Source organism: Streptomyces sp. NPDC092370, from assembly GCF_044755265.1.
GTDB lineage: Bacteria > Actinomycetota > Actinomycetes > Streptomycetales > Streptomycetaceae > Streptomyces.
The window spans coordinates 1,417,939-1,443,742 of the sequence record NZ_JBIVQO010000001.1 but is presented as its reverse complement, the minus strand read 5'-3'; the positions used below and the strand labels follow the sequence as shown (position 1 = coordinate 1,443,742).

25 protein-coding genes are annotated in these 25,804 nt (G+C 71.1%); 11 read left to right on the top strand and 14 right to left on the bottom strand.

Annotated features, from left to right (window positions below; translation table 11 throughout):
- Window positions 1-153: 153 nt before the first annotated feature.
- Both ACIQHQ_RS06515 and ACIQHQ_RS06510 read right to left on the bottom strand, forming a co-directional pair.
- Window positions 154-795: a response regulator gene (locus ACIQHQ_RS06515; RefSeq protein ID WP_402610576.1), complete on the bottom strand. Its 642-nt coding sequence runs from the start codon at window positions 793-795 to the stop codon at window positions 154-156.
- On the bottom strand, window positions 788-1,933 hold the full coding sequence (locus ACIQHQ_RS06510; protein WP_402610575.1) for a GAF domain-containing sensor histidine kinase: 1,146 nt from the start codon (window positions 1,931-1,933) through the stop codon (window positions 788-790). Before ACIQHQ_RS06510 ends, ACIQHQ_RS06515 begins: the two co-directional genes overlap by 8 nt.
- A 242-nt stretch (window positions 1,934-2,175) precedes the next feature.
- Here ACIQHQ_RS06510 and ACIQHQ_RS06505 point away from each other — a divergent pair, with 242 nt between their 5' ends.
- The 3 genes from ACIQHQ_RS06505 (at window position 2,176) to ACIQHQ_RS06495 (ending at window position 4,987) form a co-directional block, all read left to right on the top strand.
- Window positions 2,176-2,874 (top strand): SDR family NAD(P)-dependent oxidoreductase, encoded by a 699-nt coding sequence (locus ACIQHQ_RS06505; RefSeq protein ID WP_402610574.1) that lies wholly within the window; start codon window positions 2,176-2,178, stop codon window positions 2,872-2,874.
- The gene (locus ACIQHQ_RS06500; protein ID WP_402610573.1) at window positions 2,871-3,914 is read left to right on the top strand and encodes an S-adenosylmethionine:tRNA ribosyltransferase-isomerase; all 1,044 of its coding nucleotides are present in this window, start codon (window positions 2,871-2,873) and stop codon (window positions 3,912-3,914) included. The genes ACIQHQ_RS06505 and ACIQHQ_RS06500 overlap by 4 nt, the downstream gene beginning before the upstream one ends.
- A gap of 344 nt (window positions 3,915-4,258) precedes the next feature.
- The gene (locus ACIQHQ_RS06495) at window positions 4,259-4,987 is read left to right on the top strand and encodes a transglycosylase SLT domain-containing protein (RefSeq protein ID WP_402610572.1); all 729 of its coding nucleotides are present in this window, start codon (window positions 4,259-4,261) and stop codon (window positions 4,985-4,987) included.
- Between the two features lie 88 nt (window positions 4,988-5,075).
- Here ACIQHQ_RS06495 and ACIQHQ_RS06490 read toward each other — a convergent pair whose 3' ends face one another.
- Window positions 5,076-7,604 carry an FHA domain-containing protein gene (locus ACIQHQ_RS06490; protein ID WP_402610571.1) on the bottom strand — a complete coding sequence of 843 codons (2,529 nt, stop codon included), beginning with the start codon at window positions 7,602-7,604 and terminating at the stop codon, window positions 5,076-5,078.
- Window positions 7,605-7,844: 240 nt separating this feature from the next.
- On the opposite strand from ACIQHQ_RS06490, the gene ACIQHQ_RS06485 reads away from it, so the two are divergent.
- Together ACIQHQ_RS06485 and serB are read left to right on the top strand one after the other, a co-directional pair.
- Entirely contained in the window at window positions 7,845-9,899 is a 2,055-nt protein-coding gene (locus tag ACIQHQ_RS06485; protein ID WP_402610570.1) for a streptophobe family protein, read from the top strand.
- 130 nt (window positions 9,900-10,029) lie between these two features.
- Window positions 10,030-11,256: a phosphoserine phosphatase SerB gene (gene serB, locus ACIQHQ_RS06480; RefSeq protein WP_402610569.1), complete on the top strand. Its 1,227-nt coding sequence runs from the start codon at window positions 10,030-10,032 to the stop codon at window positions 11,254-11,256.
- 62 nt (window positions 11,257-11,318) lie between these two features.
- On the opposite strand, the gene ACIQHQ_RS06475 is transcribed toward serB, so the two are convergent.
- The 4 genes from ACIQHQ_RS06475 to ACIQHQ_RS06460 all read right to left on the bottom strand — a co-directional run bounded on the left by ACIQHQ_RS06475 (window position 11,319) and on the right by ACIQHQ_RS06460 (window position 13,827).
- A complete protein-coding gene (locus ACIQHQ_RS06475; RefSeq protein WP_402610568.1) occupies window positions 11,319-11,837 on the bottom strand; it encodes a SixA phosphatase family protein in 519 nt (172 codons plus the stop codon).
- Between the two features lie 65 nt (window positions 11,838-11,902).
- Window positions 11,903-12,109: a hypothetical protein gene (locus tag ACIQHQ_RS06470; protein ID WP_402610567.1), complete on the bottom strand. Its 207-nt coding sequence runs from the start codon at window positions 12,107-12,109 to the stop codon at window positions 11,903-11,905.
- A 165-nt stretch (window positions 12,110-12,274) separates the two neighbouring features.
- Window positions 12,275-12,391 carry an SGM_5486 family transporter-associated protein gene (locus ACIQHQ_RS06465; protein ID WP_282572612.1) on the bottom strand — a complete coding sequence of 39 codons (117 nt, stop codon included), beginning with the start codon at window positions 12,389-12,391 and terminating at the stop codon, window positions 12,275-12,277.
- Between the two features lie 65 nt (window positions 12,392-12,456).
- Window positions 12,457-13,827, bottom strand: a complete 1,371-nt coding sequence (locus tag ACIQHQ_RS06460) for a CynX/NimT family MFS transporter (protein WP_402610566.1) — start codon at window positions 13,825-13,827, stop codon at window positions 12,457-12,459.
- Window positions 13,828-13,896: 69 nt separating this feature from the next.
- On the opposite strand from ACIQHQ_RS06460, the gene ACIQHQ_RS06455 reads away from it, so the two are divergent.
- Window positions 13,897-14,589, top strand: coding sequence for a FadR/GntR family transcriptional regulator (locus tag ACIQHQ_RS06455; RefSeq protein WP_402610565.1), 693 nt, complete (start codon window positions 13,897-13,899; stop codon window positions 14,587-14,589).
- Here the strand turns inward: ACIQHQ_RS06455 and ACIQHQ_RS06450 are convergent.
- The 3 genes from ACIQHQ_RS06450 to fabG all read right to left on the bottom strand — a co-directional run bounded on the left by ACIQHQ_RS06450 (window position 14,567) and on the right by fabG (window position 16,557).
- Entirely contained in the window at window positions 14,567-14,917 is a 351-nt protein-coding gene (locus ACIQHQ_RS06450) for a hypothetical protein (protein ID WP_402610564.1), read from the bottom strand. The two genes, ACIQHQ_RS06455 and ACIQHQ_RS06450, sit on opposite strands and share 23 nt — an antisense overlap.
- Window positions 14,918-15,079: 162 nt before the next feature.
- Window positions 15,080-15,847, bottom strand: a complete 768-nt coding sequence (gene fabI, locus ACIQHQ_RS06445; RefSeq protein ID WP_402610563.1) for an enoyl-ACP reductase FabI — start codon at window positions 15,845-15,847, stop codon at window positions 15,080-15,082.
- A gap of 5 nt (window positions 15,848-15,852) precedes the next feature.
- Entirely contained in the window at window positions 15,853-16,557 is a 705-nt protein-coding gene (fabG, locus tag ACIQHQ_RS06440; RefSeq protein WP_402610562.1) for a 3-oxoacyl-[acyl-carrier-protein] reductase, read from the bottom strand.
- A gap of 269 nt (window positions 16,558-16,826) precedes the next feature.
- Between fabG and ACIQHQ_RS06435 the strand changes: the two genes are divergently transcribed.
- The 3 genes from ACIQHQ_RS06435 to tyrS all read left to right on the top strand — a co-directional run bounded on the left by ACIQHQ_RS06435 (window position 16,827) and on the right by tyrS (window position 21,152).
- Window positions 16,827-18,350 carry a TldD/PmbA family protein gene (locus ACIQHQ_RS06435; protein ID WP_402610561.1) on the top strand — a complete coding sequence of 508 codons (1,524 nt, stop codon included), beginning with the start codon at window positions 16,827-16,829 and terminating at the stop codon, window positions 18,348-18,350.
- Window positions 18,351-18,432: 82 nt separating this feature from the next.
- Window positions 18,433-19,827 (top strand): metallopeptidase TldD-related protein, encoded by a 1,395-nt coding sequence (locus tag ACIQHQ_RS06430; RefSeq protein WP_402610560.1) that lies wholly within the window; start codon window positions 18,433-18,435, stop codon window positions 19,825-19,827.
- A 56-nt stretch (window positions 19,828-19,883) separates the two neighbouring features.
- On the top strand, window positions 19,884-21,152 hold the full coding sequence (gene tyrS / locus ACIQHQ_RS06425; RefSeq protein ID WP_402610559.1) for a tyrosine--tRNA ligase: 1,269 nt from the start codon (window positions 19,884-19,886) through the stop codon (window positions 21,150-21,152).
- Window positions 21,153-21,219: 67 nt separating this feature from the next.
- Here the strand turns inward: tyrS and ACIQHQ_RS06420 are convergent, their stop codons facing one another.
- Window positions 21,220-21,495, bottom strand: a complete 276-nt coding sequence (locus tag ACIQHQ_RS06420) for a GlsB/YeaQ/YmgE family stress response membrane protein (RefSeq protein ID WP_402610558.1) — start codon at window positions 21,493-21,495, stop codon at window positions 21,220-21,222.
- Window positions 21,496-21,739: 244 nt separating this feature from the next.
- On the opposite strand from ACIQHQ_RS06420, the gene ACIQHQ_RS06415 reads away from it, so the two are divergent.
- Entirely contained in the window at window positions 21,740-22,135 is a 396-nt protein-coding gene (locus ACIQHQ_RS06415; protein WP_402610557.1) for a DUF3099 domain-containing protein, read from the top strand.
- 218 nt (window positions 22,136-22,353) lie between these two features.
- On the top strand, window positions 22,354-22,566 hold the full coding sequence (locus ACIQHQ_RS06410; RefSeq protein WP_402610556.1) for a hypothetical protein: 213 nt from the start codon (window positions 22,354-22,356) through the stop codon (window positions 22,564-22,566).
- Window positions 22,567-22,593: 27 nt separating this feature from the next.
- Here the strand turns inward: ACIQHQ_RS06410 and moaA are convergent, their stop codons facing one another.
- From moaA to ACIQHQ_RS06395, 3 genes are all read right to left on the bottom strand, one after another.
- Window positions 22,594-23,583: a GTP 3',8-cyclase MoaA gene (gene moaA, locus ACIQHQ_RS06405; protein WP_402610555.1), complete on the bottom strand. Its 990-nt coding sequence runs from the start codon at window positions 23,581-23,583 to the stop codon at window positions 22,594-22,596.
- A gap of 171 nt (window positions 23,584-23,754) precedes the next feature.
- The gene (locus ACIQHQ_RS06400) at window positions 23,755-25,380 is read right to left on the bottom strand and encodes a cation acetate symporter (RefSeq protein ID WP_402610554.1); all 1,626 of its coding nucleotides are present in this window, start codon (window positions 25,378-25,380) and stop codon (window positions 23,755-23,757) included.
- On the bottom strand, window positions 25,377-25,733 hold the full coding sequence (locus tag ACIQHQ_RS06395; protein WP_402610553.1) for a DUF485 domain-containing protein: 357 nt from the start codon (window positions 25,731-25,733) through the stop codon (window positions 25,377-25,379). Before ACIQHQ_RS06395 ends, ACIQHQ_RS06400 begins: the two co-directional genes overlap by 4 nt.
- Window positions 25,734-25,804: the final 71 nt, after the last annotated feature.

The window sequence follows — 25,804 nt, the reverse complement described above, 5'->3', positions numbered from 1 at the left end:
TGAGCCCTCCTTGCGTTTGCCGCGGCAGGCGCCGCAGCACGCACTGGAGAACGGCGGAGATCCACCACGGTTACGCCGTCCGGGGGACGTTCCCACGACAGTATGAATCTCGGTTTGGAACGCAACCTTCCGCGTTGTCGTGCGATGAGCGGATCAGCCGGTCACACCATGGCGAACGGCCCACAGCGCGGCCTGCGTCCGGTCGGCCAGGTCGAGCTTCATCAGGATGTTCGAGACATGGGTCTTGACGGTTTTCTCGGACAGGACGAGCGCGCGGGCGATCTCGCGGTTGGAGCGGCCGTCCGCTATGAGACCGAGGACCTCGCGCTCCCGCTCGGTGAGCGAACCGGCCCTGCCCGTGCCGGGGTTGTTCTCCTCCTGCGCCAGCAGGGCGCCGGCGACCTCCGGCTGGAGGAGGATGTGCCCGGCGTGGACCGAGCGGATGGCTCCGGCGAGGGCGTCGGGGTCGACGTCCTTGTAGACGTACCCGGCGGCACCGGCACGCAGGGCCGGGACCACCGTGCGCTGCTCGGTGAAGCTGGTGACGACCAGCACGCGTGCGGGGTTGTCCAGCTCGCGGAGTCTGCGCAGGGCGTCGACGCCGTCCATGCCCGGCATCTTGACGTCCATGAGGATGACGTCGGGCCGCAACTCCTCGGCGCGCTCCACTCCTTCGGCGCCGTCCGCCGCCTCGCCGACGACCTCGATGTCGTCCTGCACTTCGAGGAAGGTGCGCAGGCCACGGCGGACCACCTGGTGGTCGTCGACGAGCAGCACCCTGATTGCGTCAGCCACCGGGGACCTCCATCTCGATCACGGTGCCCTTGCCGGGCGCCGACTCCACGGTCAGCGTGCCGCCGGCGCCGCTCGCCCGGTCCCGCATCGAGACCAGGCCCAGATGGCGCCCGGCGCGGCGGACCACGCTGGGGTCGAAGCCGCCGCCGTCGTCCGCGACCCGCAGGACGGCTCCGCTGCCGCGGCGGTCCAGGGTCACGTCGACGTGATCGGCGCCGGAGTGCCGCAGGGCGTTGTGCAGGGCCTCCTGGGCGACGCGCAGAACGGCCTCCTCCTGGGAGGCGGGCAGAGCCTTCACCCCGCGGGCGACGAAGGTGACGCGGGCGCTGTGGGCGCGGTCGAGGACCTGGATCTGCGTCCGGAGGGTCGCCACGAGGCCGTCCTCGTCGAGGGCGGCGGGACGCAACTCGACGACCGCGGCGCGCAGTTCGTCGGCGGCCTCGGCGGCGAGTGCGGCCACCTGCTGGAGTTCGCCCTTGGCGCGGGAGGGGTCCCGGTCGACCAGCCGGGCCGCGGCCTGGGCGGTCAGGCGCAGGGAGAACAGCTTCTGGCTGACCGCGTCGTGCAGTTCGTGGGCGAGGCGGGAGCGCTCCTCGGCGATGGTCAGTTCGCGGCTGCGCTCGTAGAGGCGGGCGTTGGTGAGGGCGATCGCGGCGTGCTGGGCGAGGATGCCGAGCAGTTCCTCGTCGTCCGCCGTGAAGCCGCAACTTCCCTCGGGCTTGGGCCAGTTCTTGTTCGCGAGGAACAGGGCGCCGATGACCTCGTCGCCGTCGCGGATGGGCAGGCCCAGGAAGTCGATCAGGTCGGGGTGGGCCTTCGGCCAGCCCTCGAAGCGGGGGTCCTTGCGGACGTCCGCGAGGCGCTCGGCCCTGGCCTCGTGCAGCATCGCGGCGAGGACGCCGTGCTGGCGCGGGAGGGGGCCGATGGCCTTCCACTGGTCCTCGCTGACGCCGTCGACGACGAACTGGGCGAAACCGCCGTGGTCGTCCGGGACGCCGAGTGCGGCGTACTGCGCGTCGAGCAGTTCGCGGGCCGAGGCGACGATCGTCTTGAGGACGTCGCGCACCTCGAGATGCCTGCTCATGGCCAGCAACGCGGAGCTCACCGCGGCGAGGCCGGACCGGGGACCGTGACTCATGTCCTCACGGTACCGGCGGGCTGTGACAGGGCGGATCGGACCAGTGCCGCGGGCGACGGGCCGGTGGACCTAGGCCGTGAGGCCGATAAGGCCCGAGGCCGAGACGTAGGTCCGAGGGCGCCGGGCCCGTGGCGTAGGGCCAAAGGACCCGGCGGAGTGCGGCCCGCGTCCGAGGCGGTCGGGGCGGCCCCGTTCCTACGGTGAGGGCACTTCGATCATCGATCACGTGGAGGGAGCCGACGATGGCGGTTGCGATCATCACCGGGGCCTCGAAAGGGCTGGGCCGGGCCCTGGCCGAGGCCCTGGCAGGGCGGGGCTGGGACCTGGTGCTCGACGCCAGGGGTGCGAAGGCGCTGGCGGACACGGCCGAGGTGGTCCGCGCGCACGGCACGCGCGTGACCGCCGTGGCCGGGGACGTCACGGACGCGGCGCACCGGGCGGAGGTGGTGTCGGCGGCCCGGCGGCTGGGCGGTGTCGACCTGCTGGTGCACAACGCGAGCGCGCTGGGCGCCGAGCCGCTGGTGCGGCTGGCGGAGCTGCCCCTGGACGGGTTGCGCAGGGCGCTGGAGGTGAACCTGGTGGCGGGGCTGGGTCTGGTCCAGGAGGCGCTGCCGCTGCTGCGGGACTCGCGGACGGGCACCGTCGTCGCGGTCAGCTCGGACGCGGCGGCCGAGGCGTACGAGACCTGGGGCGGTTACGGGGCGTCCAAGGCGGCTTTGGAGCATCTGCTGGCGGTGCTCGCCGTGGAGGAACCCGGGGTCCGGGTCTGGGCGGTGGATCCCGGGGACATGGCCACGGACCTGTACGCGGCGGCCGTACCGGACGACCGGGAGCCGCGGCCCGAGCCGGCGACCGTGGTGCCGGGGTTCCTGCGACTGCTGGACGAGCGTCCGGTGAGCGGGCGGTACGGGGCTCCGGCGTTGCTGGACGGGACCCGATGACACTGGCGGTGCGGGTACCGGAGGAGCTGTCGGCGCGGGTGCCGGTCGAGCAGCGGAGCCCGGGGCTGGAGCGGGACTCCGTACGGATGCTGGTGTCGCGGGGGGCCGAGGTGGCGCATCACGCGTTCAGAGAGCTGCCGCTGCTGCTGCGGGCCGGGGATCTGCTCGTGGTCAACACCTCGGCCACGCTGGCGGCGGCCGTGGACGGATGGACGGGGCACGCGCGCGTGGTGGTGCATTTCTCCACGCGCGGGGACGACGGCCGCTGGGCGGTGGAGCTGCGGGAGCCCGACGGGCGGGGCACCACGCGCGCGCGTGCGGGTGGGCCCGCGGGGAGGGAGGTGCGCCTGCCGGGGGGTGTACGGCTGGTACTGGAGGAGCCGCTGAGCGGGCGGAGCGAGCGGTTGTGGTGGGCGCGGGTGTCCGGACCGGGGGTGCCGGGGCTGCTGCGGGAGTACGGGCGGCCCATCCGCTACGCCTATACGGAGCGGGACCAGCCGCTGTCCGCCTACCAGACGGTGTTCGCGCTGCCGTCGGCGGACGGGACGGGCAGTGCGGAGATGCCGAGCGCGGCGCGGCCCTTCACGGCACGGATGGTGGCGGAGCTGGTGAGCCGGGGGGTGCAGTTCGCGCCGGTCACGCTGCACACGGGGGTGGCCTCGGCGGAGGCGCACGAGCCGCCGTACCCGGAGCGTTTCGCGGTGCCCGAGGCGTCCGCGCGGCTGCTCAACGCCGCGCGGGCCGGTGGGGGGCGGGTCGTGGCGGTCGGGACGACGGCGGTGCGGGCGGTGGAGTCGGCGGTGGGGGCCGACGGTGCCGTACGCGCCCGTGCGGGGTGGACGGATCTCGTCGTCACGCCGGGGCGCGGGGTGCGGGTGGTGGACGGGCTGCTGACGGGGCTGCACGAGCCGGAGGCCTCGCATCTGCTGATGCTGGAGGCCGTCGCGGGGCGAGTGGCGATCGAGCGGGGGTACCAGGCCGCGCTCCAGGGCCGGTACCTCTGGCACGAGTTCGGGGACGTGCACCTCGTACTGCCGTGAACAGCCCCTCACACAGAGCATCGCTTGTGCAACGGGCCGTGAGAACGCATGCCCACCGATGTGAGCCCGCGCATAGGGCGCACGTCACGTACGAAAGTGCGTAGGAGACAAAGCCGTACCTTTTGAGCGGCCCAGATGGTCCAATCTGCCCCGGTTTACCCCTCCCTGATCCACTATCTCCCTTCGTACGTCACACCTTTGCCACGCCATTTTGCGGCCGCTAAGAATTGGCGACGTCGCTCAGCGCCGTGGGTTCACCTCCGCGGCGTTCGTGTCGGAAACACACCGAGTCCAACGCCGGACGCCGAGCGACTCCCGCGCTATTCGAAGAGGTCCACAGCAGCATGCCCAAGAACATCTTCAGCCGTGTTCAGAGTCGTAGCCTGACCCGTCACCACAAGATCGCCATGGCCGGTGTCGCCACCCTCGGCGCCGTCGCCATCGGAGTCTCCGCGGTGCCGAGCGGCGCCTCGACCAAGACCACGACCGAGGCCGCTCAGCCGGCTGCGGTGGCGTACAGCAACCAGCAGATCAAGGACGTCAAGGCGAGCGTCACGGACCAGATGGCCGGCGCCAGCCTGAAGGCGGAGCAGATCGCGGCGAAGAAGAAGGCCGACGCCGCGGCCGCCGCCAAGAAGAAGGCCGCCGCCGAGGCGGCGAAGAAGAAGGCCGAGGCCGCGCGCAAGGCCAAGGAGGCCGCGAGCCGCGACGCCAAGCGAGCCCAGGTCAAGAAGGCCGCCGTCAAGACCTACCCGAACAACCTCGACGGCTGGATCCGCGAGTCCCTCGACGTCATGAAGAAGCACGGGATTCCCGGCTCCTACGACGGCATCAAGCGCAACATCATCCGGGAGTCCTCGGGCAACCCGAAGGCGATCAACAACTGGGACATCAACGCCATCAACGGCATCCCGTCGAAGGGTCTGCTCCAGGTCATCCCGCCGACCTTCAAGCACTGGCACGTCCCCGGCACCTCCTGGGACATCTACGACCCGGTAGCCAACATCACCGCCGCCTGCAACTACGCGGCCGACAAGTACGGCTCCATGGACAACGTCGACAGCGCGTACTGAGGCCGGCGCGGACCTCTGCTCGCTGTACGGACGCCGAAGGGCGGCACCCTCCTGACGGGTGCCGCCCTTCGGCGTGGTGCGGCCGTGACTACTTGCGCATGACCTCGGGCTCGTGACGGCGCAGGAAGCGGGCCACGAAGAAGCCACAGATCACGCCGAGGACGAGGAGCGCGCCCATGTCCATGGCCCAGGCCCCGGCCGTGTGCTCCCACAGCGGGTCGGTGTCGCCGGCCGTCTCGGGCGGGCTGATCTTGTTGAAGTCCAGCGTGGCACCGGAGGCCGCGACCGCCCAGCGCGACGGCATCAGGAACGAGAACTGGTTGACGCCGATCGACCCGTGCAGCGCGAACAGGCAGCCGGTGAAGACGACCTGGATGATGGCGAACATCACCAGCAGCGGCATGGTCTTCTCGGCGGTCTTCACCAGCGAGGAGATGATCAGGCCGAACATCATCGAGGTGAAGCCCAGCGCCATGATCGGCACGGACAGCTCCAGCAGCGTGGCGCTGCCGAAGACCAGGCCCTCCTCGGGGATCTCGCGGCTGGAGAAGCCGATGACGCCGACCAGCAGGCCCTGGAGCACGGTGATCATGCCGAGCACGAACACCTTCGACATCAGGTACGCCGAGCGGGACAGGCCGGTGGCACGCTCCCGCTCGTAGATGACACGTTCCTTGATCAGCTCTCGGACCGAGTTCGCCGCACCGGCGAAGCAGGCGCCGACCGCGAGGATCAGCAGGACCGTCGTCGCGGTGCCGTTCGGGATGATCCGGCCGGTCTGCGGGTTGACGGGGTTGGGCAGCAGCCCCTTGTCCGCGTCGATGAGCAGGCTGACCGCACCGAGCACGGCCGGAAGGATCACCATCAGGGCGAGGAAGCCCTTGTCGGACACGATCACGGAGACATAGCGCCGGACAAGCGTGATGAACTGGGACATCCAGCCCTGCGGCTTCGGCGGCTTCATCGCCTGCATCTGCGGAACCTGTACGGCCTGCGGCGCAACGGCGTCGATGTCCGCGGCGTACATCTGGTAGTGCTGCGAGCCCTTCCAGCGGCCCGCCCAGTCGTAGTCGCGGTAGTTCTCGAAGGCGGAGAAGACATCGGCCCAGGTGTCGTAGCCGAAGAAGTTCAGCGCCTCCTCGGGCGGCCCGAAGTAGGCGACCGAGCCGCCGGGCGCCATCACCAGCAGCTTGTCGCAGATCGCCAGCTCGGCCACCGAGTGGGTGACGACGAGGACCGTACGGCCGTCGTCGGCCAGGCCGCGCAGCAGCTGCATGACGTCGCGGTCCATACCCGGGTCGAGGCCGGAGGTCGGCTCGTCAAGGAAGATCAGCGACGGCTTGGTCAGCAGCTCCAGGGCGACCGAGACGCGCTTGCGCTGGCCGCCGGAGAGGGACGTGACCTTCTTGTCCTTGTGGATGTCGAGCTTGAGCTCGCGCAGCACCTCGTCGATGCGGGCCTCGCGCTCGGCGGCCGTGGTGTCGGCCGGGAAGCGCAGCTTGGCCGCGTACTTGAGGGCCTTCTTGACGGTCAGCTCCTTGTGCAGGATGTCGTCCTGCGGGACCAGACCGATGCGCTGGCGCAGTTCGGCGAACTGCTTGTAGAGGTTCCGGTTGTCGTACAGCACCTCGCCCTGGTTGGCGGGGCGGTAGCCGGTGAGCGCCTTGAGCAGCGTCGACTTGCCGGAGCCGGACGGGCCGATGACCGCGATCAGCGACTTCTCCGGGACGCCGAAGGAGACGTCCTTGAGGATCTGCTTGCCTCCGTCGACCGTGACGGTCAGGTGGCGGGCGGAGAAGGACACCTCACCGGTGTCGACGAACTCCTCGAGCCGGTCGCCGACGATACGGAACGTCGAGTGGCCCACGCCGACGACGTCGGCCGGGCCGAGCAGCTGCGAGCCGCCCTTGGCGATCGGCTGGCCGTTGACGTAGGTGCCGTTGTGGGAGCCGAGGTCGCGGATCTCCATACGCCCGTCGGGCGTCGCGTGGAACTCGGCGTGGTGCCGGGAGACTTGCAGGTCGGAGACGACCAGCTCGTTATCCAGGGCACGGCCGATGCGGATCACACGGCCGAGGGAGAACTGGTGGAACGTGGTCGGGCTGCGGTCGCCGTGGACCGGCGGCGCCCCCGCGACACCGCCGGGACCCTGCTGCTGCGGGATGTGCGCCGCGGCCTGCGGCTGCTGCCAGCCGGCCTGGGAGGCCTGCGGCGGCTGCTGGTGCGGCGGATGGGCCGGGGCCTGCTGGCCCCAGCCGGGATTCGCGCCCTGCGCGGCGTACGGCTGCTGCCGGGGCTCCGCCTGCGGCGTGGCGACGGAGGCCGCGGCGCCGGACAGGCTCAGGCGCGGGCCGTCGGTCGCGTTGCCCAGGTTGACGGCCGAGCCGGGGCCGAGCTCCATCTGATGGATGCGCTGTCCCTGCACGAACGTGCCGTTGGTGCTGCCGTGGTCCTCGATGACCCAACTGCGGCCGTTGAAGCTGACCGTGGCGTGACGCCAGGAGACCCTGGCGTCGTCGAAGACGACGTCCCCCTGCGGATCACGTCCGAGGGTGTATGCCCTGGACGGATCGAGCGTCCAGGTACGTCCGTTTGATTCCAGTACGAGTTCCGGCACTCCATGCCCCACTGAGTTGTCCCCCGATTTACCCCCGGCATGGGGAGTCTAGGGATGTCGAACATCGGGGGGAACTATTTCAGGAGCTGGCCTCTGACCGAAAGCCGGGCCTTGTGAAGACCGCGCCCGGATGCATCGGCCGATTCCGTTGACGGGGTTGAAACCGGACCGGAGAGTGGTATTTCGACGCGAGGGGGCATGGGTGCTGTTCCCGCCGCGCAGCGGATCGGGGGGTCTGCCATGAGTGCTGCGACAGGTACCGGGCGCACGAGCGGCCAAGCGCGCGTGCCGTGGGGGGACGTACTGCTGTCCGCCGTCGCCGGTGTGAGCTGGGCGTTGATCGGGATGGCCGGCACGGCGGCGCTGGGGCTGCGGCTGCTGGAGGCGGACACGACGGGGTCGTTGGGGCCGATGACCGCGGCGGTGGTGGCTCTCGGGGCGGGTGGGTCGGTCACGCCGTCCGGTGATGTGTCGGCGTTCGGCCTCACGGGCGCGGAGGCGGACACGGCCATCGAGATCACGCCACTGGGGGTGAGCCTGGTCGGGGCGGTGCTGCTGTCGTGGTTCTTCCTGCGGTCCTTGCGGGCGGCGGGAGTTGTGATCTCACCCGCCGAACTGCTGGCGCGGGCGGGGACGGTGGTGGCGCTGTTCGTGGCGATGCTGGGAGGGCTCGCGTGGGCGGGTCATGACGTCATCACGATCGACGGGGGGTCGCTCGGCCTGGACGATGTGACCGGTGGGAGCGGGGGCGTCGGGATCCCGGGCCCGGGGGACATCGGGGGGCTGCTGCCGGACCGGCTCGGCGACCTGGTCGACGCGCAGGCCGCGGTCGGCTTCACGGTCGACACGGCACCGACGCTGCTCGGCGGGCTCGGCTGGTCGGCCGGGATTCTGGTCATCGCCCTGCTGGCCTCGCGCCGTACGCCGCTGCCGCCGGGCTGGGAGGCCGTGCACCGGGTCGTCCGGCCGGCCGTGTCCGCGGTGGTGACCGTTCTGCTGGTGGCGGTGGTCGCGGGGCTCGCGGCGGCGGTGTACGCGGCGATCGGCGACGACCATCCGGCGCGCATCGCCGGCGCGGCGCTGCTCGGGGCGCCGAACGGGGTGTGGCTGGGCATCCCGATCGGCCTGTTCGTGCCATGGGACGGACGCGCGACGGGCGAACTGACCCGCTTCCTGCCGGACCCGCTCGACGACCTCCTCGGCGCCGGGGCCGGCCAGCCGGTGACGCTGGGGCGGCTGGCCGAGCTGGACGGGCGGGTGTGGCTGCTGGGGGTGGCGGCGGCGTTGACGATGCTGCTGGCGGGGGTGCTGACCGGGGTGCGGACGCCGGTCGGGGAAGGGCCCGGCGGGCTGCTTCGTTTCGCGGGCCGGTGCGCGCTGCGGCTGGGGGGCGCGACCGCGCTCGCCCTGCCGTTGCCGGCCTGGCTGACGGACGTGTCCGTGACCGCCTCCCTGTCCGTGCTCGGCTTCGACGCGTTCGGCGCGGGCATCGAACTGCACGGCCACCTCGGCTCGGCCCTGCTCCTGGGCGCGGTGTGGGGCACGGGCGCCGGGGCCGTCGGGGCATCGCTCGCCTGGGCATGCGGGGCAGCGGGACGACGCGCCACGGCTGCGGCTCGGGGGGAAGGGTTCGCCGGGGCGGCCTGGCCGGAGGGTTTGGCGAGTGCCGGGTGGGCCGGGTGCGGGGCCGGGAAGGCGGAGACCTGGAACGGCTCCGGGACGGCGGGGTACGACACGGGCGGCGGGCAGGCCTGGCCACCGCCCCGCGACACGACACGGCGGACAGGGAACAACCCCGGCACCGGGCAGGCCGACGCGCCGGGCGACCCCAGGCCGGCAGGGCATGGCGTGCCGCGGCCCGGCGACGTGGCGCGGCGACCCGGGAACGACCCCGGCACCGGGTGGCCCGGGGAGCGAGGCGGGTGGGCTTCGGAGGGCGAGGAGGCCGGGCCGTACACACCCGGTACGCCGTACCGGCCGCCCGATCCGGGCACCAATCCCTACCTCCGGGTGCCGGACGAGCTGCGGGAACCGGAGGACGCTCGGCCGCCCGGGGCCGAGCGGCCCTTCGATGCCGGGTCCGGACCCGAGCACGGCACGCCGGCGGACGAGGGGCCCCCCGCCCCCGGCGACGTCTACGGCGCTCCCACCGTCGTGCGGCCCGTCGGACCGCCGCCGCGTGGTCCCCGGCAGGCGCCGGGGCCGAGGGGCCGGAACGGGCCGCCCGCGCGGCCCGACGACGGGCCGCCGCCTCCGCCGCCACCTCCGCCGCGGAAGCCGCGGGGTGGGAGGTGACCGGCGAGGGGAACAGGGCACCCTACCGGTACGTAAGGTTCACGCCACCCAGGCGACATGCGGTGTTCGCTGTCCGTCAGACGGACCTCCAGGGCGGTGCGCCCCGCCCGCCGGATACGGTGGAACCACCATGAGCGCTTCGCAGACCTCGTCCTCCGACATCCCTGCCGACGTCCCCACTCTCCTTGTGAAGATCTTCGGCAAGGACAGGCCGGGCATCACCGCCGGCCTCTTCGACACCCTCGCCGCCTACTCCGTCGACGTCGTCGACATCGAGCAGGTCGTCACCCGTGGCCGGATGGTGCTGTGCGCGCTCGTGACCGAGCCGCCCCCCGGGCTCGAAGGGGACCTGCGGGCGACCGTCCACAGCTGGGCCGAGTCGATGAAGATGCAGGCGGAGATCATCTCCGGTCTCGGCGACAACCGCCCGCGCGGGCTGGGCCGCTCCCTGGTCACCGTACTCGGGCACCCGCTCACCGCCGAGGCGACGGCCGCGATCGCCGCACGGATCACGCAGACCGGCGGCAACATCGACCGTATCTTCCGGCTTGCCAAGTACCCGGTGACCGCCGTCGAGTTCGCCGTCTCCGGCGTGGAGACCGAGCCGCTGCGCACCGCCCTGGTGACCGACGCGGCCAGGCTCGGCATCGATGTGGCGGTCGTCGCCGCAGGCCTGTACCGGCGCGCGCAGCGCCTGGTCGTGATGGATGTCGACTCGACGCTGATCCAGGACGAGGTCATCGAGCTGTTCGCCGCGCACGCCGGCTGCGAGGACAAGGTCGCCGAGGTGACGGCGGCCGCGATGCGCGGGGAGCTGGACTTCGAGCAGTCCCTGCACGCGCGCGTGGCGCTGCTGGAGGGGCTGGACGCCTCGGTCGTGGACAAGGTGCGCAGTGAGGTGCGGCTGACGCCCGGCGCCCGCACCCTGATCCGTACGCTGAAGCGCCTCGGCTACCAGGTCGGTGTCGTCTCGGGCGGCTTCACCCAGGTCACCGACGATCTGAAGGAGCGGCTCGGGCTGGACTTCGCCCACGCCAACACCCTGGAGATCGTCGACGGCCGGCTGACGGGCCGGGTCACCGGCGAGATCGTCGACCGGGCGGGCAAGGCCCGGCTGCTGCGCCGGTTCGCCGCGGAGGCGGGTGTGCCGCTGTCGCAGACGGTGGCGATCGGTGACGGCGCGAACGACCTGGACATGCTGAACGCGGCCGGTCTCGGGGTCGCCTTCAACGCCAAGCCGGTGGTGCGCGAGGCCGCGCACGCCGCGGTGAACTTCCCCTTCCTGGACACGGTCCTGTACCTGCTGGGCATCACACGCGAAGAGGTCGAGGCGGCGGACATCCTCGACTTGGGCTGAATCGTGCGGGAAGGGCCCGGCGCCGCACACACCGGCGCCGGGCCCCTGTCACACGGGGACCGTCACTCGGCCGGCGCCCAGTAGTCCCGCAGCGTGGCCACGCCCGGCTCCAGACTCTTCCACGCGCCGGTGAACGACAGCACGGCGAAGGCGGCGGCGGGGAACCCACGGCGGGCCATCCGCTCCCGGGCCTCGTCCTCGCCGGAGCCCGACAGGACTTCGGCGAGGCCCTGGATGCCCGGGTTGTGCCCGATCATGAGGATGGTCTGCGCGTCGTCGGGGGTCTCGTTGAGCAGAGCGATCAGCTCGCCCGGCGAGGCATCGTAGATCCGCTCCTCGTAGACGGTTTTCGGCCGCTGCGGGAACTCCTGGACGGCGAGCTTCCAGGTCTCCCGGGTCCGGACCGCGGTGGAGCACAGGGCCAGGTCGAAGGCGAGTCCGGTGTCGGTCAGCCTGCGCCCGGCCTCCGCCGCGTCCATACGGCCCCGGTCGGCGAGCGGACGCTCGTGATCGGTCACCTGCGGCCAGTCGGCTTTCGCATGGCGGAAGAGGACAATCCTGCGGGGTTCTGCGACGCTCATGAGATCCAGCTTCGCATGAAACACGCCATGTGGCGCAGGGAGTTGACCAAGGGCTCCCGCTGTGATCAGCGGGTTGTCAGATGCTGCACACGCTCGAGGAGGTGGGCGATGGCGGGCTCGCCGGTGGCCGCGTGCGCGTCGGACGGGTTCAGGATCAGGGCGAGCAGCGCGGTGAAGGCGAGCACGGGCAGGGCGAGGGCCCACCAGGGCAGCCGTCCGGCGGCACCGGCCCGGGTCGCCGGACAGGGCCGGGTGTGCGTAGGGGCCGGCATGGGTGCCTCCGCTCTCCGAGTGGTCGGTGACCGTCTCGTGGCCACACCCTCGAAGCTACGGAATCGGTGACTGCCGGCCCATCCGGTGATCCACCCACTCGACCCTGACCCTCACCCCCTAGGGGACAGGGGGGCTAACCCCACCAGGGGCCGTGTGAGCGCTGGTCATGGCGAGGCGATGATCGCGATGACGGCGATGACGATGAAGATCGCGAAGAAGGCTCCGAAGACGAGGAGCATCTTCTTCTGACCGTGCTGGGGGTTCGGGTCGAGCACTGGCATGGGGCCAGTCTCCCACCCGGGGTGCTCGCCGGGCGCCCCGGGGTGACCCCAAGTCCGGGGCGGGCTCAGCGGGCGGCCTCGTCCTCCACCGTGCGGTCGCGGCCGGCCAGGAAGCCGACGGCCATCTGCGGGATCATCAGGACGCTCATCAGCGCGATCGGCAGGCCCCAGCCGCCGCTGTGCTGGTAGAGGACACCCACGAGCAGCGGTCCGGGGATGGAGATCAGGTAACCGGTGCTCTGCGCGAACGCCGACAGCTGGGCCACGCCCGGGCCGGTCCTGGCCCGCATGCCGACCATGGTCAAGGCGAGCGGGAAGGCGCAGTTGGCGACGCCGAGCAGCAGGGCCCAGGCCCAGGCTCCGGCGGCGGGTGCCAGGTACAGCCCCGCGTACCCGGCGAGGCCGCAGACGCCCAGGGCGAGCACGATCGGGCCCTGGTGGGGCAGCCGGGTGGCCAGGCGGGGTATGACGAAGGCCAGGGGCACGCCCATGACCATGGTGACGGCCAGCAGCAGGCCGGCGGTGCCGGCGGGCACACCGGCGTCCCGGAAGATCTGCGCCATCCAGCCCATGGTGATGTAGGCGGCGGTGGCCTGGAGCCCGAAGAAGACAGCCAGGGCCCAGGCGGTGCGGCTGCGGGTCATCCGCAGCCGGGGCGGCGCCTGCACGCGCGCGTGCCCGGCCGAGGCGGGGGCCTGCGGTCCCCGGCCCTGCTCGGGCCCGTCGCCGCCGGTCTCCGCGGCCGCGGCCTTCCTCCCCGCCCCGGGCGGCGTCACGCGCCCTCGGACGAAGGGCAGCCAGGGCAGGACAGCCGCCACGGCGAGACCTGCCCACAGGGCCAGGCCCGTCCGCCAGCTGCCGCCGAGGGCGTCGGTCAGGGGCACCGTCACGGCGGCCGCGAGGGCGGTGCCGAGGGCGAGGGCCATCGAGTACAGGCCGGTCATGGAACCCACGCGGTCGGGGAACCAGTGCTTGACGATGACCGGCATCAGGACGTTGCCGACCGCGATGCCCATGAGGGCCAGGGCGCTGCCGGCCAGGAAGCCGGCCGTGCCGCCGGCGTAGGGGCGGACGATCAGGCCGGTGGCGATGGCGGCCGTGCCGGCGCACACCACGGCGCCCGCTCCGAAGCGACGGGCCAGCCGCGGGGCCATGACGCCGAAGACGGCGAAGCACAGCGGCGGCACGGAGGTGAGCAGCCCGGCCACGGTGCCGCTCATGCCGAGTCCGTCGCGGACCTCCTCCAGGAGGGCGCCGAGGCTGGTGATGGCGGGGCGGAGGTTCAGCGCGGACAGCACGATGCCGAGGACGAGCAGCCGCATCGTCCACCCGCGCACGGGCGCGCCGCCCGGTTTCCCGGCGGCACGCGCGGCCGAACCGCGTCGGGGCGGGGGCGTCATCGTCCGGGTTTCCTCACGAGCCATGTGACCCATCATAGAATCATAGGATGATTGACTGTCCAGTGGTCGGCTGCCGTCGGCACCCGCGTCGTGGGAAGGTGTGCCATGCCCCTGAGTCATCCCCGTCGTTCGGCCCTGTCCGAGCAGGTCATCGCCGCGCTGCGGGCGCAGATCACCTCGGGCGAGTGGCCCGTCGGCTCCCGGATCCCGACCGAGCCCGAACTGGTCGAGCAGCTGGGCGTCGCGCGCAACACGGTCCGTGAGGCCGTTCGCGCCCTGGCGCACAACGGGCTGCTGGACATCCGCCAGGGTTCCGGCACGTACGTCGTAGCGACGAGCGAGCTGGCGGGCGTGATGCAGCGGCGGTTCGCCGAGGCCGACCCCCGGCACATCGCCGAGCTGCGCTCCACGCTGGAGTCGGCCGCCGCCCGTCTCGCCGCCGAGCGGCGCACGGAGAGGGACCTCAAGCAGCTCGACGCACTGCTCCTGCGGCGCGAGCAGGCCTGGGAGTCGGGTGACAAGGAGGCGTTCGTGACGGCGGACGCGACCTTCCACCTGGCCGTGGTGTCCGCCTCCCACAACGACGTGATGACCGCCATGTACGCGGATCTGGGCGAGGTGCTGCGGGACTGGCTGCGCGAGGACGTCGGCGAGAAGCTGACCCCGGAGACGCACATGGACCACGGGCGGCTGCTGGAGGCGATTCGCGCGGGCGAGGCGGACACGGCCGCGGCGGAGGCCGCGCGCTATCCGTTCCTGTGCCGGGCGGGCGGGATCAGCTCTCCCTCCGGTGACTGATCCACACGTCGCCGACCTCTTTCCAGCACCGTCCGGTCAGCAGCACGGTCTGCGCGGGCCCGGCCGCGACCGGCGAGCTGTCGGTGTCGATGTCCCACCAGCGGGCGCACTCCACGTGCAGGCTCACGCGGTCGGTCTCCGGGTACGGGTTGTGGCAGTACACGGTCACCTTGGAGCCGGTCACCCGGATCCGGCAGGCCGCGCCGAAGGGCTCGGCGGACTCGCGCTCGTCGGCCGGCACGCGCGCGTGGGGCACCGCCTCGTACGCCACGCTCAGCACGAGGGCGGCGGCGACGGACACTGAGGCCATTCGGCGGGACAAGCGCACAAGGGGACCTCCTCGGCCGTGCTGGGGAGGGGATCGCGTGGTGAACGCGTACTCCAGAGTGCCCGGTTACGAGCCTGAGCCGCCCGGCCTGCTGAGCCGAACGGGTGACGCCCCGCTCCCCGCGCGCTGCGGGAAACGGGGCGTCGCCGGACGCAGGGGAGATCAGGCCCCGATGGCGTGCAGACCACCGTCCACGTGGATGATCTCGCCCGTGGTCTTCGGGAACCAGTCGCTCAGCAGCGCGACGACACCGCGGCCGGCCGGCTCCGGGTCCGTCAGGTCCCACTCCAGCGGGGAGCGGGAGTCCCACACCGACGCCAGATCGCTGAAGCCCGGGATGGACTTGGCGGCCATGGAACCGAGCGGACCGGCCGAGACCAGGTTGCAGCGGATGTTCTGCTTGCCCAGGTCACGGGCCATGTAGCGGCTGGTGGCCTCGAGGGCTGCCTTGGCCGGGCCCATCCAGTCGTACTGCGGCCAGGCGAACTGCGCGTCGAACGTCAGACCGACGACCGAGCCGCCGTTCTGCATCAGCGGCAGGCAGGCCATGGTCAGCGACTTCAGGGAGTACGCCGAGACGTGCATGGCGGTGGCCACCGACTCGAACGGCGTGTTCAGGAAGTTGCCGCCGAGGGCGTCCTGCGGGGCGAAGCCGATGGAGTGGACGACCCCGTCGAGGCCGCCGAGCTCCTCACCGACGATGTCGGCCAGGCGGCCGAGGTGCTCGTCGTTGGTGACGTCGAGCTCGATGACCTTGACGGGCCTGGGCAGCTTCTTGGCGATGCGCTCGGTCAGCGTGGGCCGCGGGAACGCCGTGAGGATGACCTCGGCGCCCTGCTCCTGGGCCAGCTTGGCGGTGTGGAAGGCGATGGAGGCCTCCGTCAGCACACCGGTGATCAGAACGCGCTTGCCCTCGAGAATTCCGCTCATGGTGATCAGTGACCCATTCCCAGTCCGCCGTCAACGGGAATGACGGCTCCAGTGATGTACGAGGCGTCGTCCGAGGCGAGGAACCGCACCGTCGCGGCGATCTCCTCCGGCTGGGCGTACCGTCCGAGCGGAACCTGCTTCACGATGTTCTCGCGCTGCTCGTCGGTGAGCGCCTTGGTCATGTCGGTGTCGACGAAACCGGGTGCGACGACGTTGAAGGTGATGTTGCGCGAGCCCAGCTCACGGGCGAGGGAACGCGCGAAGCCGACCAGCGCGGCCTTGGAGGCGGCGTAGTTCGCCTGGCCGGGACCGCCGTACAGTCCGACGACCGACGAGATGAGCACCACACGGCCCTTCTTGGCGCGCAGCATGCCGCGGTTGGCGCGCTTGACGACGCGGAAGGTGCCGGTGAGGTTGGTGTCGATGACCGAGGTGAAGTCCTCCTCGGACATGCGCATCAGGAGCTGGTCCTTGGTGATGCCGGCGTTGGCGACGAGGACCTCGACGGGGCCGTGGGCCTCCTCGATCTCCTTGTAGGCCTGCTCCACCTGCTCGGCATCGGTGATGTCGCACTTGAGCGCCAGGAAGCCGGTGGGCGGCTCACCCGAACGGTATGTGATGGCGACCTTGTCGCCGGCATCGGCGAAAGCACGGGCGATGGCGAGGCCGATGCCCCGGTTGCCTCCGGTGACGAGAACCGAGCGGCTCAACGGATCACCCTTTCGATAGCGGTCTGATACCCCGCCCGGCGCCTGGACGACAGGCGGTGATGACAGGCGGCTTCCTCGAAAACCTATCGGTCCGGGCAGCCCCGCGGACAATCGGGCACCGACAGTGGCGTACGGGACTCGCTGTCGGGTCCCTACAGTAAGCCGCGGGTCCGGCCCCTCAAACTCATGGCCCGTGCGCGGGATGGACGACATGATCGGAGCAGCCAGACGCACGACGACCACGGTCACCTCGACAGAAAGAGACGGCGGTGCCTCATACCATCGACGAAACCTTCACGGCCCTCCCCCTACGCGCCCTCGCCGACGCGGCCCTCGCACGCGCGCGTGCGCTGGGCGCCGAGCACGCGGACTTCCGGTTCGAACGGGTGCGGGGCGCCTCCTGGCGGTTCCGGGACGCCAAGCCCGCCGGGTCGTCGGACACCACCGACCTCGGGTACGCGGTGCGGGTGGTGCACGGCGGTACGTGGGGGTTCGCGTCCGGCGTGGACCTCACCATGGACGCCGCCGCCAGGGTCGCCGGGCAGGCGGTGGCGATGGCCAGGCTGTCCGCCCAGGTGATCAAGGCGGCGGGTTCGGATGAGCGGGTGGAGCTGGCCGACGAGCCGGTGCACGCGGACAAGACGTGGATCTCGTCGTACGAGATCGACCCCTTCTCCGTGCCCGACGAGGAGAAGGCCGGGCTCCTCGCGGAGTGGAGCGCACGGCTGCTGGCGGCCGACGGGGTCGACCATGTCGATTCCTCGCTGCTCACGGTCCACGAGAACAAGTTCTACGCCGACACCGCCGGGACGGTGACCACGCAGCAACGGGTGCGGCTGCACCCGGTCTTCAACGCGGTGTCGGTCGACGAGTCGAGCGGCGAGTTCGACTCGATGCGCACCCTCGCGCCGCCGGTGGGGCGCGGCTGGGAGTACCTGCGGGGCACCGGCTGGGACTGGGAGGGCGAGCTGGAGCGCATCCCGGAGCTGCTCGCCGAGAAGATGCGCGCGCCGAGCGTCGAGCCGGGCCTGTACGACCTGGTCGTCGACCCGTCCAACCTCTGGCTGACCATCCACGAGTCCATCGGGCACGCCACCGAGCTCGACCGGGCCCTCGGCTACGAGGCGGCCTACGCAGGCACCTCCTTCGCCACGTTCGACCAGCTGGGCAAGCTGCGTTACGGCTCGGAGCTGATGAACGTCACCGGCGACCGCACCGCCGAGCACGGCCTGGCCACCATCGGGTACGACGACGAGGGCGTCGCGGGCCAGTCCTGGGACCTGGTCAAGGACGGCACGCTCGTCGGCTACCAGCTGGACCGGCGCATCGCGAAACTGACCGGCTTCGAGCGGTCCAACGGCTGCGCCTACGCGGACTCCCCCGGGCACGTGCCGGTGCAGCGCATGGCCAACGTGTCGTTGCGGCCGGACCCGGCCGGGATGTCCACCGAGGACCTCATCGGCGGCGTCGAGCGCGGCGTCTACGTCGTGGGCGACCGGTCCTGGTCGATCGACATGCAGCGCTACAACTTCCAGTTCACCGGTCAGCGCTTCTACCGCATCGAGAACGGGCGGCTCGCCGGGCAGCTGCGCGATGTCGCCTACCAGGCGACCACCACCGACTTCTGGGGTTCGATGTCGGCGGTCGGCGGGCCGCAGACGTATGTGCTCGGCGGCGCCTTCAACTGTGGCAAGGCCCAGCCGGGGCAGGTCGCGGCCGTCTCGCACGGCTGCCCGTCGGCCCTCTTCAAGGGCGTCAACATCCTCAACACGACCCAGGAGGCCGGTCGATGAAGGTCAGCTGCAGGTTCGGCTGGGGGTCCGGGGGTTATCCCCCGGGAAAGCACAGTCTCAACACGACCCAGGAGGCCGGTCGATGAGCGCGCGTTCCAGCAAGCCGCACGAGGTCGTCGAGCGCGCCCTCGAACTGTCCCGGGCGGACGGCTGTGTCGTCATCGCCGACGAGCAGTCCACCGCCAACCTGCGCTGGGCGGGCAATGCGCTGACCACGAACGGCGTCACGCGCGGGCGCACGCTCACCGTCGTCGCCACGGTCGACGGCAAGGAGGGCACGGCCTCCGGGGTCGTGTCACGATCGGCCGTGACCGCCGACGAGCTGGAGCCCCTGGTGCGGGCCGCCGAGGCCGCGGCGCGCGGCGCCGCACCCGCCGAGGACGCACAGCCGCTGGTCACGGGCGTGGAGCGGTCGCCGGAGTTCACGGAGGCTCCCGCCGAGACCTCCTCGGCCGTGTTCGCCGACTTCGCCCCGGCGCTCGGCGAGGCCTTCGCACGCGCGCGTGCGGGCGGCCGCGAGCTGTACGGCTTCGCCAACCACGAGCTGGTGTCGTCGTACGTCGGCACGTCCACGGGGCTGCGGCTGCGGCACGACCAGCCGAACGGGACGCTGGAGCTGAACGCCAAGTCCCCGGACCGCACCCGGTCCGCGTGGGCCGGGCGCTCCACCCGCGACTTCAAGGACGTCGACCCTGCGGCGCTGGACGCGGAGCTGGCCGTGCGCCTGGGGTGGGCCGAGCGGCGTGTGGAGCTGCCGGCGGGGCGCTACGAGACGCTGCTGCCGCCGACGGCCGTGGCGGACCTGCTGATCTACCAGATGTGGTCGGCGTCGGGCCGGGACGCGGTCGAGGGCCGCACGGTGTTCTCCAAGCCGGGCGGGGGCACGCGGGTCGGCGAGAAGCTGACCGATCTGCCGCTGACCCTGCGCAGCGACCCCGACGAGCCGGGCCTGGAGTCGGCGCCCTTCGTGATCGCGCACTCCTCGGGGGGCGATCAGTCGGTGTTCGACAACGGGCTGCCGCTCGGGGCCACCGAGTGGATGCGCGAGGGCGAGCTGCGGCACCTGACGACCAGCAGGCACAGCGCCGGCCTGACCGGGCTGCCGGTCGCGCCGGCCATCGACAACATCGTCCTGGACGGCGGCGAGGACCGCTCCCTGGACGAGATGGTCGCGAACACCGAGCGCGGCCTGCTGCTGACCTGCCTGTGGTACATCCGGGAGGTCGACCCGGCGACGCTGCTGCTGACGGGTCTGACCCGGGACGGCGTCTACCTCGTCGAGAACGGCGAGGTGACGGGCGAGGTGAACAACTTCCGGTTCAACGAATCGCCGGTCGGGGTGCTCGGCCGGGCCACGGAGGCGGGGCGGACCGAGAAGACTCTGCCGAGGGAATGGAGCGACTGGTTCACCAGGGCGGCGATGCCCGCGCTGCGGGTCCCCGATTTCAATATGAGCTCTGTCAGCCAGGGCGTATAACCTCGTAGTCGGCTGTCACCCGACTGCCCGAAGATCATCGAGGAGACACGAGAACCGTGACGGACATCGTCGACGAGCTGAAGTGGCGCGGGCTGTTCGCCCTGTCCACTGACGAGGACGCTTTGCGCAAGGCGCTCGCGGACGGTCCCGTCACGTTCTATTGCGGTTTCGACCCGACGGCGCCGTCGCTGCACGTGGGGCACCTGGTGCAGGTGCTCACCGTGCGCCGGCTTCAGCAGGCCGGTCACCGGCCGCTGGCGTTGGTCGGCGGTGCCACGGGCCTGATCGGCGACCCGCGCCCGACCGCGGAGCGCACGCTGAACGACCCGGAGACGGTCACCGGCTGGGTCGCCAAGCTGCGTGCCCAGATCGAGCCCTTCCTCGACTTCCAGGGTGAGAACGCGGCCCTCATGGTCAACAACCTCGACTGGACGGAAGGGCTCTCCGCGATCGAGTTCCTCCGGGACATCGGTAAGCACTTCCGCGTCAACAAGATGCTCACGAAGGACTCCGTGGCCCGCCGCCTGGAGTCCTCCGAGGGCATCAGCTACACGGAGTTCAGCTACCAGCTCCTGCAGGGCATGGACTTCCTCCAGCTCTACCGGCGCCACGGCTGCACGCTGCAGCAGGGCGGCAGCGACCAGTGGGGCAACCTCACGGCGGGTCTGGACCTGATCCACCGTCTGGAGCCCGACGCGACGGTGCACGCGCTGGCGACGCCGCTGATGACCAAGGCGGACGGCACCAAGTTCGGCAAGACCGAGGGCGGCGCCGTCTGGCTCGACCCGGAGATGACCACGCCGTACGCGTTCTACCAGTTCTGGCTGAACGTGGACGACCGGGACATCTCCCGGTACATGCGCATCCTGTCCTTCCGCTCACGCGAGGAGCTGGAGGAACTGGAGCGGCAGACGCAGGAGCGTCCGCAGGCCCGGGCCGCGCAGCGGGCTCTTGCCGAGGAGCTGACGACGCTGGTGCACGGCGCCGACCAGACGGCCGCCGTGATCGCCGCGTCCAAGGCCCTCTTCGGGCAGGGCGAGCTGGCGGAGCTCGACGAGAGGACGCTGGCCGCGGCCCTCTCCGAGGTGCCGCACATCCAGGTCGGCGAGCTCGGCCCGGCCGTCGACCTCTTCGCCGAGGTCGGCCTGGTGGCCAGCAAGTCGGCCGCGCGCCGCACGGTCAAGGAGGGCGGCGCCTACGTGAACAACGTCAAGGTCGCCGGCGAGGACGCCGTCCCCGCCAAGGAGGACCTGCTGCACGGCCGCTGGCTGGTGCTGCGCCGGGGCAAGAAGAACCTGGCGGCGGTCGAGGTCACGGGCGCCTGAGAGCAGGGTGAAGGGGGCGGCCTCCGGGCGATACCGGAAGGCCGCCCCCCTTCCTGTGTGTGCCCCGTTACGCCCTGCGTCTGTTCCCCCGGGCCGCCGTCCAGGCCCGGTCACCGAGACCGACGAGGATGAGCGCGGCCACCAGTTGGAAGATGTGCCGCCACCAGTCGATGCCCGCCGTGGCCTCGACACCGGCCGCCCGGGCGATGGCATTGCCGGCGATGCCGCCGATCATGCCCAGGATGACGGTCAGCCACAGCGGAATATGCTGTTTGCCCGGAATGATCGCCTTGGCGAGCAGACCGAGCACCAGTCCTACGACGATCGCCCACAACCAGCCCATCGCTGCCTCCTCGTACGGCTCGACGTGAGCACTACGGCCAGTGTCGGCCCAGGTGTCCTGGGCCGCATGCCGAAGGGGCCGTACGCGTTACGGCGCAGGCCGTCCGCTCCGGCCAAGCGCCACCCGGTCTCGTGGCCGGCGCAGGCGCGGCGTACCGTGGAAGGTGTCCCGGTCAGGTTTCCCCGACCGGCCGTGGGCGGCTACGGGGCGGGGAGAGTCCGATACGGGCGGATGGTGGAATGCGATGCGGAAGCAGCGTGGCGGCGGCAACGTCCAGGTTTTCCGGATCACCGGTGCCCGGGCGGGACTCCAGGACGACGTACGCGGGCGGCAGCGCCGCTACGTGATCTCGATGACGGTCCGCACGATCTCCGTGATCCTCGCGGCCACACTGTGGAACGTCGAACGGCACGTCGCCGTCGTGGCGTTGGTGCTCGGGCTGGTGCTGCCGTACATCGCGGTGGTGATCGCGAACGCCGGGCGCGAGAACGCGCCGTCTCTGCCGTCGACGTTCGTGGCACCGCCGGTGCGTCCGATGATCGCGCCGTCGGGGCCGGGTGACGGTCCGGCGGAACCCGCCGCGGAAGATGCCGTGTCCGGGACGGTGCCGGGTGCGCGGAGCGAGTCGCACGAGCGATAGGGCTCTGCCGGGGTGAGATCACGGAAGGCCGCGAAGGGAAGCCGTCTTCCCGCCAAGCTCAAGAAAAGCTCAGATCAATCATGTTGTTCCAGTGCCGGGCCCGGGGTTACCCGTGACATACTTCGTACGCGCTCCGCATCCCCCGTCGGAGCGACGGACCGACGCCGGGCAGCTCCCCCCGTGGCTGCTCGGCGTCGCCTTTTCTGTGAGACGAAGCTGTGAGTGACGAGACGCCCATCTGTTCCGCGAAGGGCTGCCGTGCCGACGCCGTGTGGGTGCTGGCGTGGAACAACCCGAAGATCCATACGCCGGAGCGGCGCAAGACATGGCTGGCCTGTGAGGAGCATCGCGAGCATCTGTCGCAGTTCCTCGGGGCGCGGGGTTTTCTGAAGGACGCGGTCCTGCTGAAGGAGTGGGAGCCCCAGGACTGAAGGTCCCGGACCTCCCGGCCCGGGCTTCTAGCCTCCGATGGCCGACATCGGCCGGTCGGGCTGGACGAACGTCGGGTCGTCCAGGCCCGCTCCCGCCTTCTTGCCCCACATCGCCAGACGCCAGATGCGGGCGATCTCCTCGTCCGGGGCGCCCGAGCGCAGGGCGGCGCGCAGGTCCGTCTCCTCCCGGGCGAACAGGCAGGTGCGGACCTGGCCGTCGGCGGTGAGGCGGGTGCGGTCGCAGGCCGCGCAGAAGGGGCGGGTGACGGAGGCGATCACGCCGACCACATGCGGTCCGCCGTCGACCAGCCAGCGTTCCGCCGGGGCCGAGCCGCGCTTCTCCTCGCCCTCCGCGGTCAGGTCGAAGCGGGTGCGCAGGGAGGCCAGGATGTCCCCGGCCGTGATCATGCCGTCGCGCTTCCAGCCGTGCTGGGCGTCCAGGGGCATCTGCTCGATGAAGCGCAGCTCGTAGTCGTGCTCCACGGCCCAGGCCAGCAGGTCGGGGGCCTCGTCGCCGTTGAGCCCGGGCATCAGGACCGAGTTGACCTTGACCGGGGTGAGGCCCGCGTCGCGGGCGGCGTGCAGGCCCTCGATGACGTCCTTGTGGCGGTCGCGGCGGGTGAGGGTCTTGAAGACGTCCGGGCGGAGTGTGTCGAGGGAGACGTTGACCCGGTCCAGTCCCGCCTCCCTCAGGGCCGCCGCCGTGCGCTTGAGGCCGATGCCGTTCGTCGTCAGGGACATCTGAGGGCGAGGCTCCAGGGCGGCGACGCGCTCGACGATGCCGACCAGGCCCGGTCGCAGCAGGGGCTCCCCGCCGGTGAAGCGCACCTCCTCGATCCCGAGGGAGGTGACCGCGATGTCGATCAGACGGACGATCTCGTCGTCCGTGAGCAGGTCCGGCTTGGCCAGCCACTGCAGGCCCTCCTCGGGCATGCAGTACGTGCAGCGCAGGTTGCATCGGTCGGTCAGTGAGACCCTCAGGTCGGTGGCCACCCGGCCGTAGGTGTCGATGAGCACGTGGGCCCCCTCCCTCGTCGCGGATCGTGCGTGCGGCACTGCTTCTCCGATACCTGCGAGCCTACGTGACCCCACCGACAACGCCACAGACCCGATCCCACGACGCGGGACGCGACCGTGCCGCGGGAACCCGGAGGTTCCTACGACACGGCCGCGCGGGACGGGTCGTGCTCAGTGGGCTCCGGTGCCGGTCAGGGACCGGACCTCCAGCTCCGCGTACTTCTTGGCATCGGGCTCCTCCTTGGACAGGACCGTGCCGAGCCAGCCCATGAGGAAGCCGAACGGGATGGAGATGATGCCCGGGTTCTTCAGCGGGAACCAGGCGAAGTCGGCCTCGGGGAACATCGCCTTGGGGTCGCCCGAGACGACGGGCGAGAACAGCACCAGGCCGACGGCGACGATCAGACCGCCGTAGATCGACCACAGCGCGCCCTGGGTGGTGAAGCGCTTCCAGAACAGGCTGTAGAGGATCGTCGGGAGGTTCGCGGAGGCGGCGACCGCGAAGGCGAGGGCGACCAGACCGGCCACGTTCAGGTCCCGGGCCAGGGCGCCGAGGCCGATGGAGACGATGCCGATGGCGACGGTCGCCCAGCGGGCCGCGCGGACCTCCTCGGCGCCGGAGGCCTGCCCCTTGCGGATGACGTTGGCGTAGATGTCGTGCGCGAAGGAGGACGACGAGGCGAGGGTGAGGCCGGCGACGACGGCGAGGATCGTCGCGAAGGCCACCGCCGAGATCGTCGCGAGCAGGATCGCGCCCCAGGTCGAGTCGACGCCGCCCAGGTGCAGCGCGAGCAGGGGCGCCGCCGTGTTGCCGGACGGGTTGGAAGCGATGATCTCTTCCTGCGAGATGAGTGCGGCGGCGCCGAAGCCGAGCGCGATCGTCATCAGGTAGAAGCCGCCGATGATGCCGATCGCCCAGTTCACGGACTTACGGGCGGCCTTGGCGTCGGGCACCGTGTAGAAGCGGATCAGGATGTGCGGCAGACCGGCGGTGCCGAGCACCAGGGCGATGCCGAGGGAGATGAAGTCCAGTTTGGAGGTGCCGGTCGCGCCGTACTGGAGGCCGGGCTCCAGGAAGGCGGCGCCCTTGCCGCTGTTCTCGGCGGCCGTGCCGAGCAGGTCGGAGATGTTGAAGTTGAACTTCAGCAGGACCAGGAAGGTGATCAGGAGGGTGCCGCCGATGAGCAGCACGGCCTTGACCATCTGGACCCAGGTGGTGCCCTTCATGCCGCCGATGGAGACGTAGACGATCATCAGCAGGCCGACGAGGGCGACGATGAGGATCTTGCCGGCGTCGGAGGTGATGCCGAGCAGCAGCGAGACGAGGACGCCCGCGCCGGCCATCTGCGCCAGCAGGTAGAAGATCGACACCACGATCGTGGACGTACCGGCCGCGGTGCGGACCGGGCGCTGGCGCATGCGGTACGCGAGGACGTCACCCATGGTGTAGCGGCCGGAGTTCCTGAGCGGCTCGGCCACCAGGAGCAGGGCGACCAGCCAGGCGACCAGGAACCCGATGGAGTAGAGGAAACCGTCGTAGCCGAAGAGGGCGATGGCGCCCGCGATGCCGAGGAACGACGCGGCGGACATGTAGTCGCCGGAGACGGCGAGGCCGTTCTGGAAGGCGCTGAACTGGCGGCCGCCGGCGTAGAAGTCGGCGGCGTCCTTGGTCTGGCGGCCCGCCCAGACGGTGATGCCGAGGGTCGCGAGGACGAACAGTGCGAACAGGGTGATGATCAGCGGGCGGTGCTCGCTGGCCTCGTTCGCGGCGAGGAAGGTCTGCTGTACGGGGCTCATGCGCCGCTCTCCATCCGGGTCTTGATGGCCTCGGCCTTGGGGTCGAGCTTCGCGGCGGCGTGCCGCGAGTACCACCAGGCGATGAGGAACGTGGTGACGAACTGGGCGACGCCGAGGACGAAGGCGACGTTGATGTTGCCGAACAGCTTGGTGCCCATGAAGCCGCCCGCGTAGTTCGAGAGCAGGACGTACAGCAGGTACCAGGTGATGAAGCCGACGGTCAGCGGGAAGGCGAACGAGCGGTAGGAGCGGCGCAGTTCACCGAACTCCGCGCTCTCCTGCACCTCGGTGAACTCCTCGGGTGAGGGGAGCTTGTGTTGCTCTTTGGAGGGGGGCGGTGCGTCGGTGGCCACGGAGTCTCCTCGCGATGAAGGAAGCGGTTGTGAACGGGGACGGGGGCGAGTGTCCTCGCGCTCCCTGTTCA

Excerpts from the sequence above, each read along its gene's own strand:
- ACIQHQ_RS06400 (WP_402610554.1), bottom strand. The coding sequence starts at position 25,380 with ATGAGCCCCGTACAGCAGACCTTCCTCGCCGCGAACGAGGCCAGCGAG.
- ACIQHQ_RS06470 (WP_402610567.1), bottom strand. The coding sequence starts at position 12,109 with ATGCCGGCCCCTACGCACACCCGGCCCTGTCCGGCGACCCGGGCCGGT.
- serB (WP_402610569.1), top strand. The coding sequence starts at position 10,030 with ATGAGCGCTTCGCAGACCTCGTCCTCCGACATCCCTGCCGACGTCCCC.
- ACIQHQ_RS06420 (WP_402610558.1), bottom strand. The coding sequence starts at position 21,495 with ATGGGCTGGTTGTGGGCGATCGTCGTAGGACTGGTGCTCGGTCTGCTC.
- ACIQHQ_RS06415 (WP_402610557.1), top strand. The coding sequence starts at position 21,740 with ATGCGGAAGCAGCGTGGCGGCGGCAACGTCCAGGTTTTCCGGATCACC.
- ACIQHQ_RS06485 (WP_402610570.1), top strand. The coding sequence starts at position 7,845 with ATGAGTGCTGCGACAGGTACCGGGCGCACGAGCGGCCAAGCGCGCGTG.
- ACIQHQ_RS06430 (WP_402610560.1), top strand. The coding sequence starts at position 18,433 with ATGAGCGCGCGTTCCAGCAAGCCGCACGAGGTCGTCGAGCGCGCCCTC.
- ACIQHQ_RS06505 (WP_402610574.1), top strand. The coding sequence starts at position 2,176 with ATGGCGGTTGCGATCATCACCGGGGCCTCGAAAGGGCTGGGCCGGGCC.
- fabI (WP_402610563.1), bottom strand. The coding sequence starts at position 15,847 with ATGAGCGGAATTCTCGAGGGCAAGCGCGTTCTGATCACCGGTGTGCTG.
- ACIQHQ_RS06455 (WP_402610565.1), top strand. The coding sequence starts at position 13,897 with ATGCCCCTGAGTCATCCCCGTCGTTCGGCCCTGTCCGAGCAGGTCATC.
- ACIQHQ_RS06465 (WP_282572612.1), bottom strand. The coding sequence starts at position 12,391 with ATGCCAGTGCTCGACCCGAACCCCCAGCACGGTCAGAAGAAGATGCTC.
- ACIQHQ_RS06475 (WP_402610568.1), bottom strand. The coding sequence starts at position 11,837 with ATGAGCGTCGCAGAACCCCGCAGGATTGTCCTCTTCCGCCATGCGAAA.
- ACIQHQ_RS06500 (WP_402610573.1), top strand. The coding sequence starts at position 2,871 with ATGACACTGGCGGTGCGGGTACCGGAGGAGCTGTCGGCGCGGGTGCCG.
- ACIQHQ_RS06495 (WP_402610572.1), top strand. The coding sequence starts at position 4,259 with ATGCCCAAGAACATCTTCAGCCGTGTTCAGAGTCGTAGCCTGACCCGT.
- ACIQHQ_RS06460 (WP_402610566.1), bottom strand. The coding sequence starts at position 13,827 with ATGATGGGTCACATGGCTCGTGAGGAAACCCGGACGATGACGCCCCCG.
- ACIQHQ_RS06510 (WP_402610575.1), bottom strand. The coding sequence starts at position 1,933 with ATGAGTCACGGTCCCCGGTCCGGCCTCGCCGCGGTGAGCTCCGCGTTG.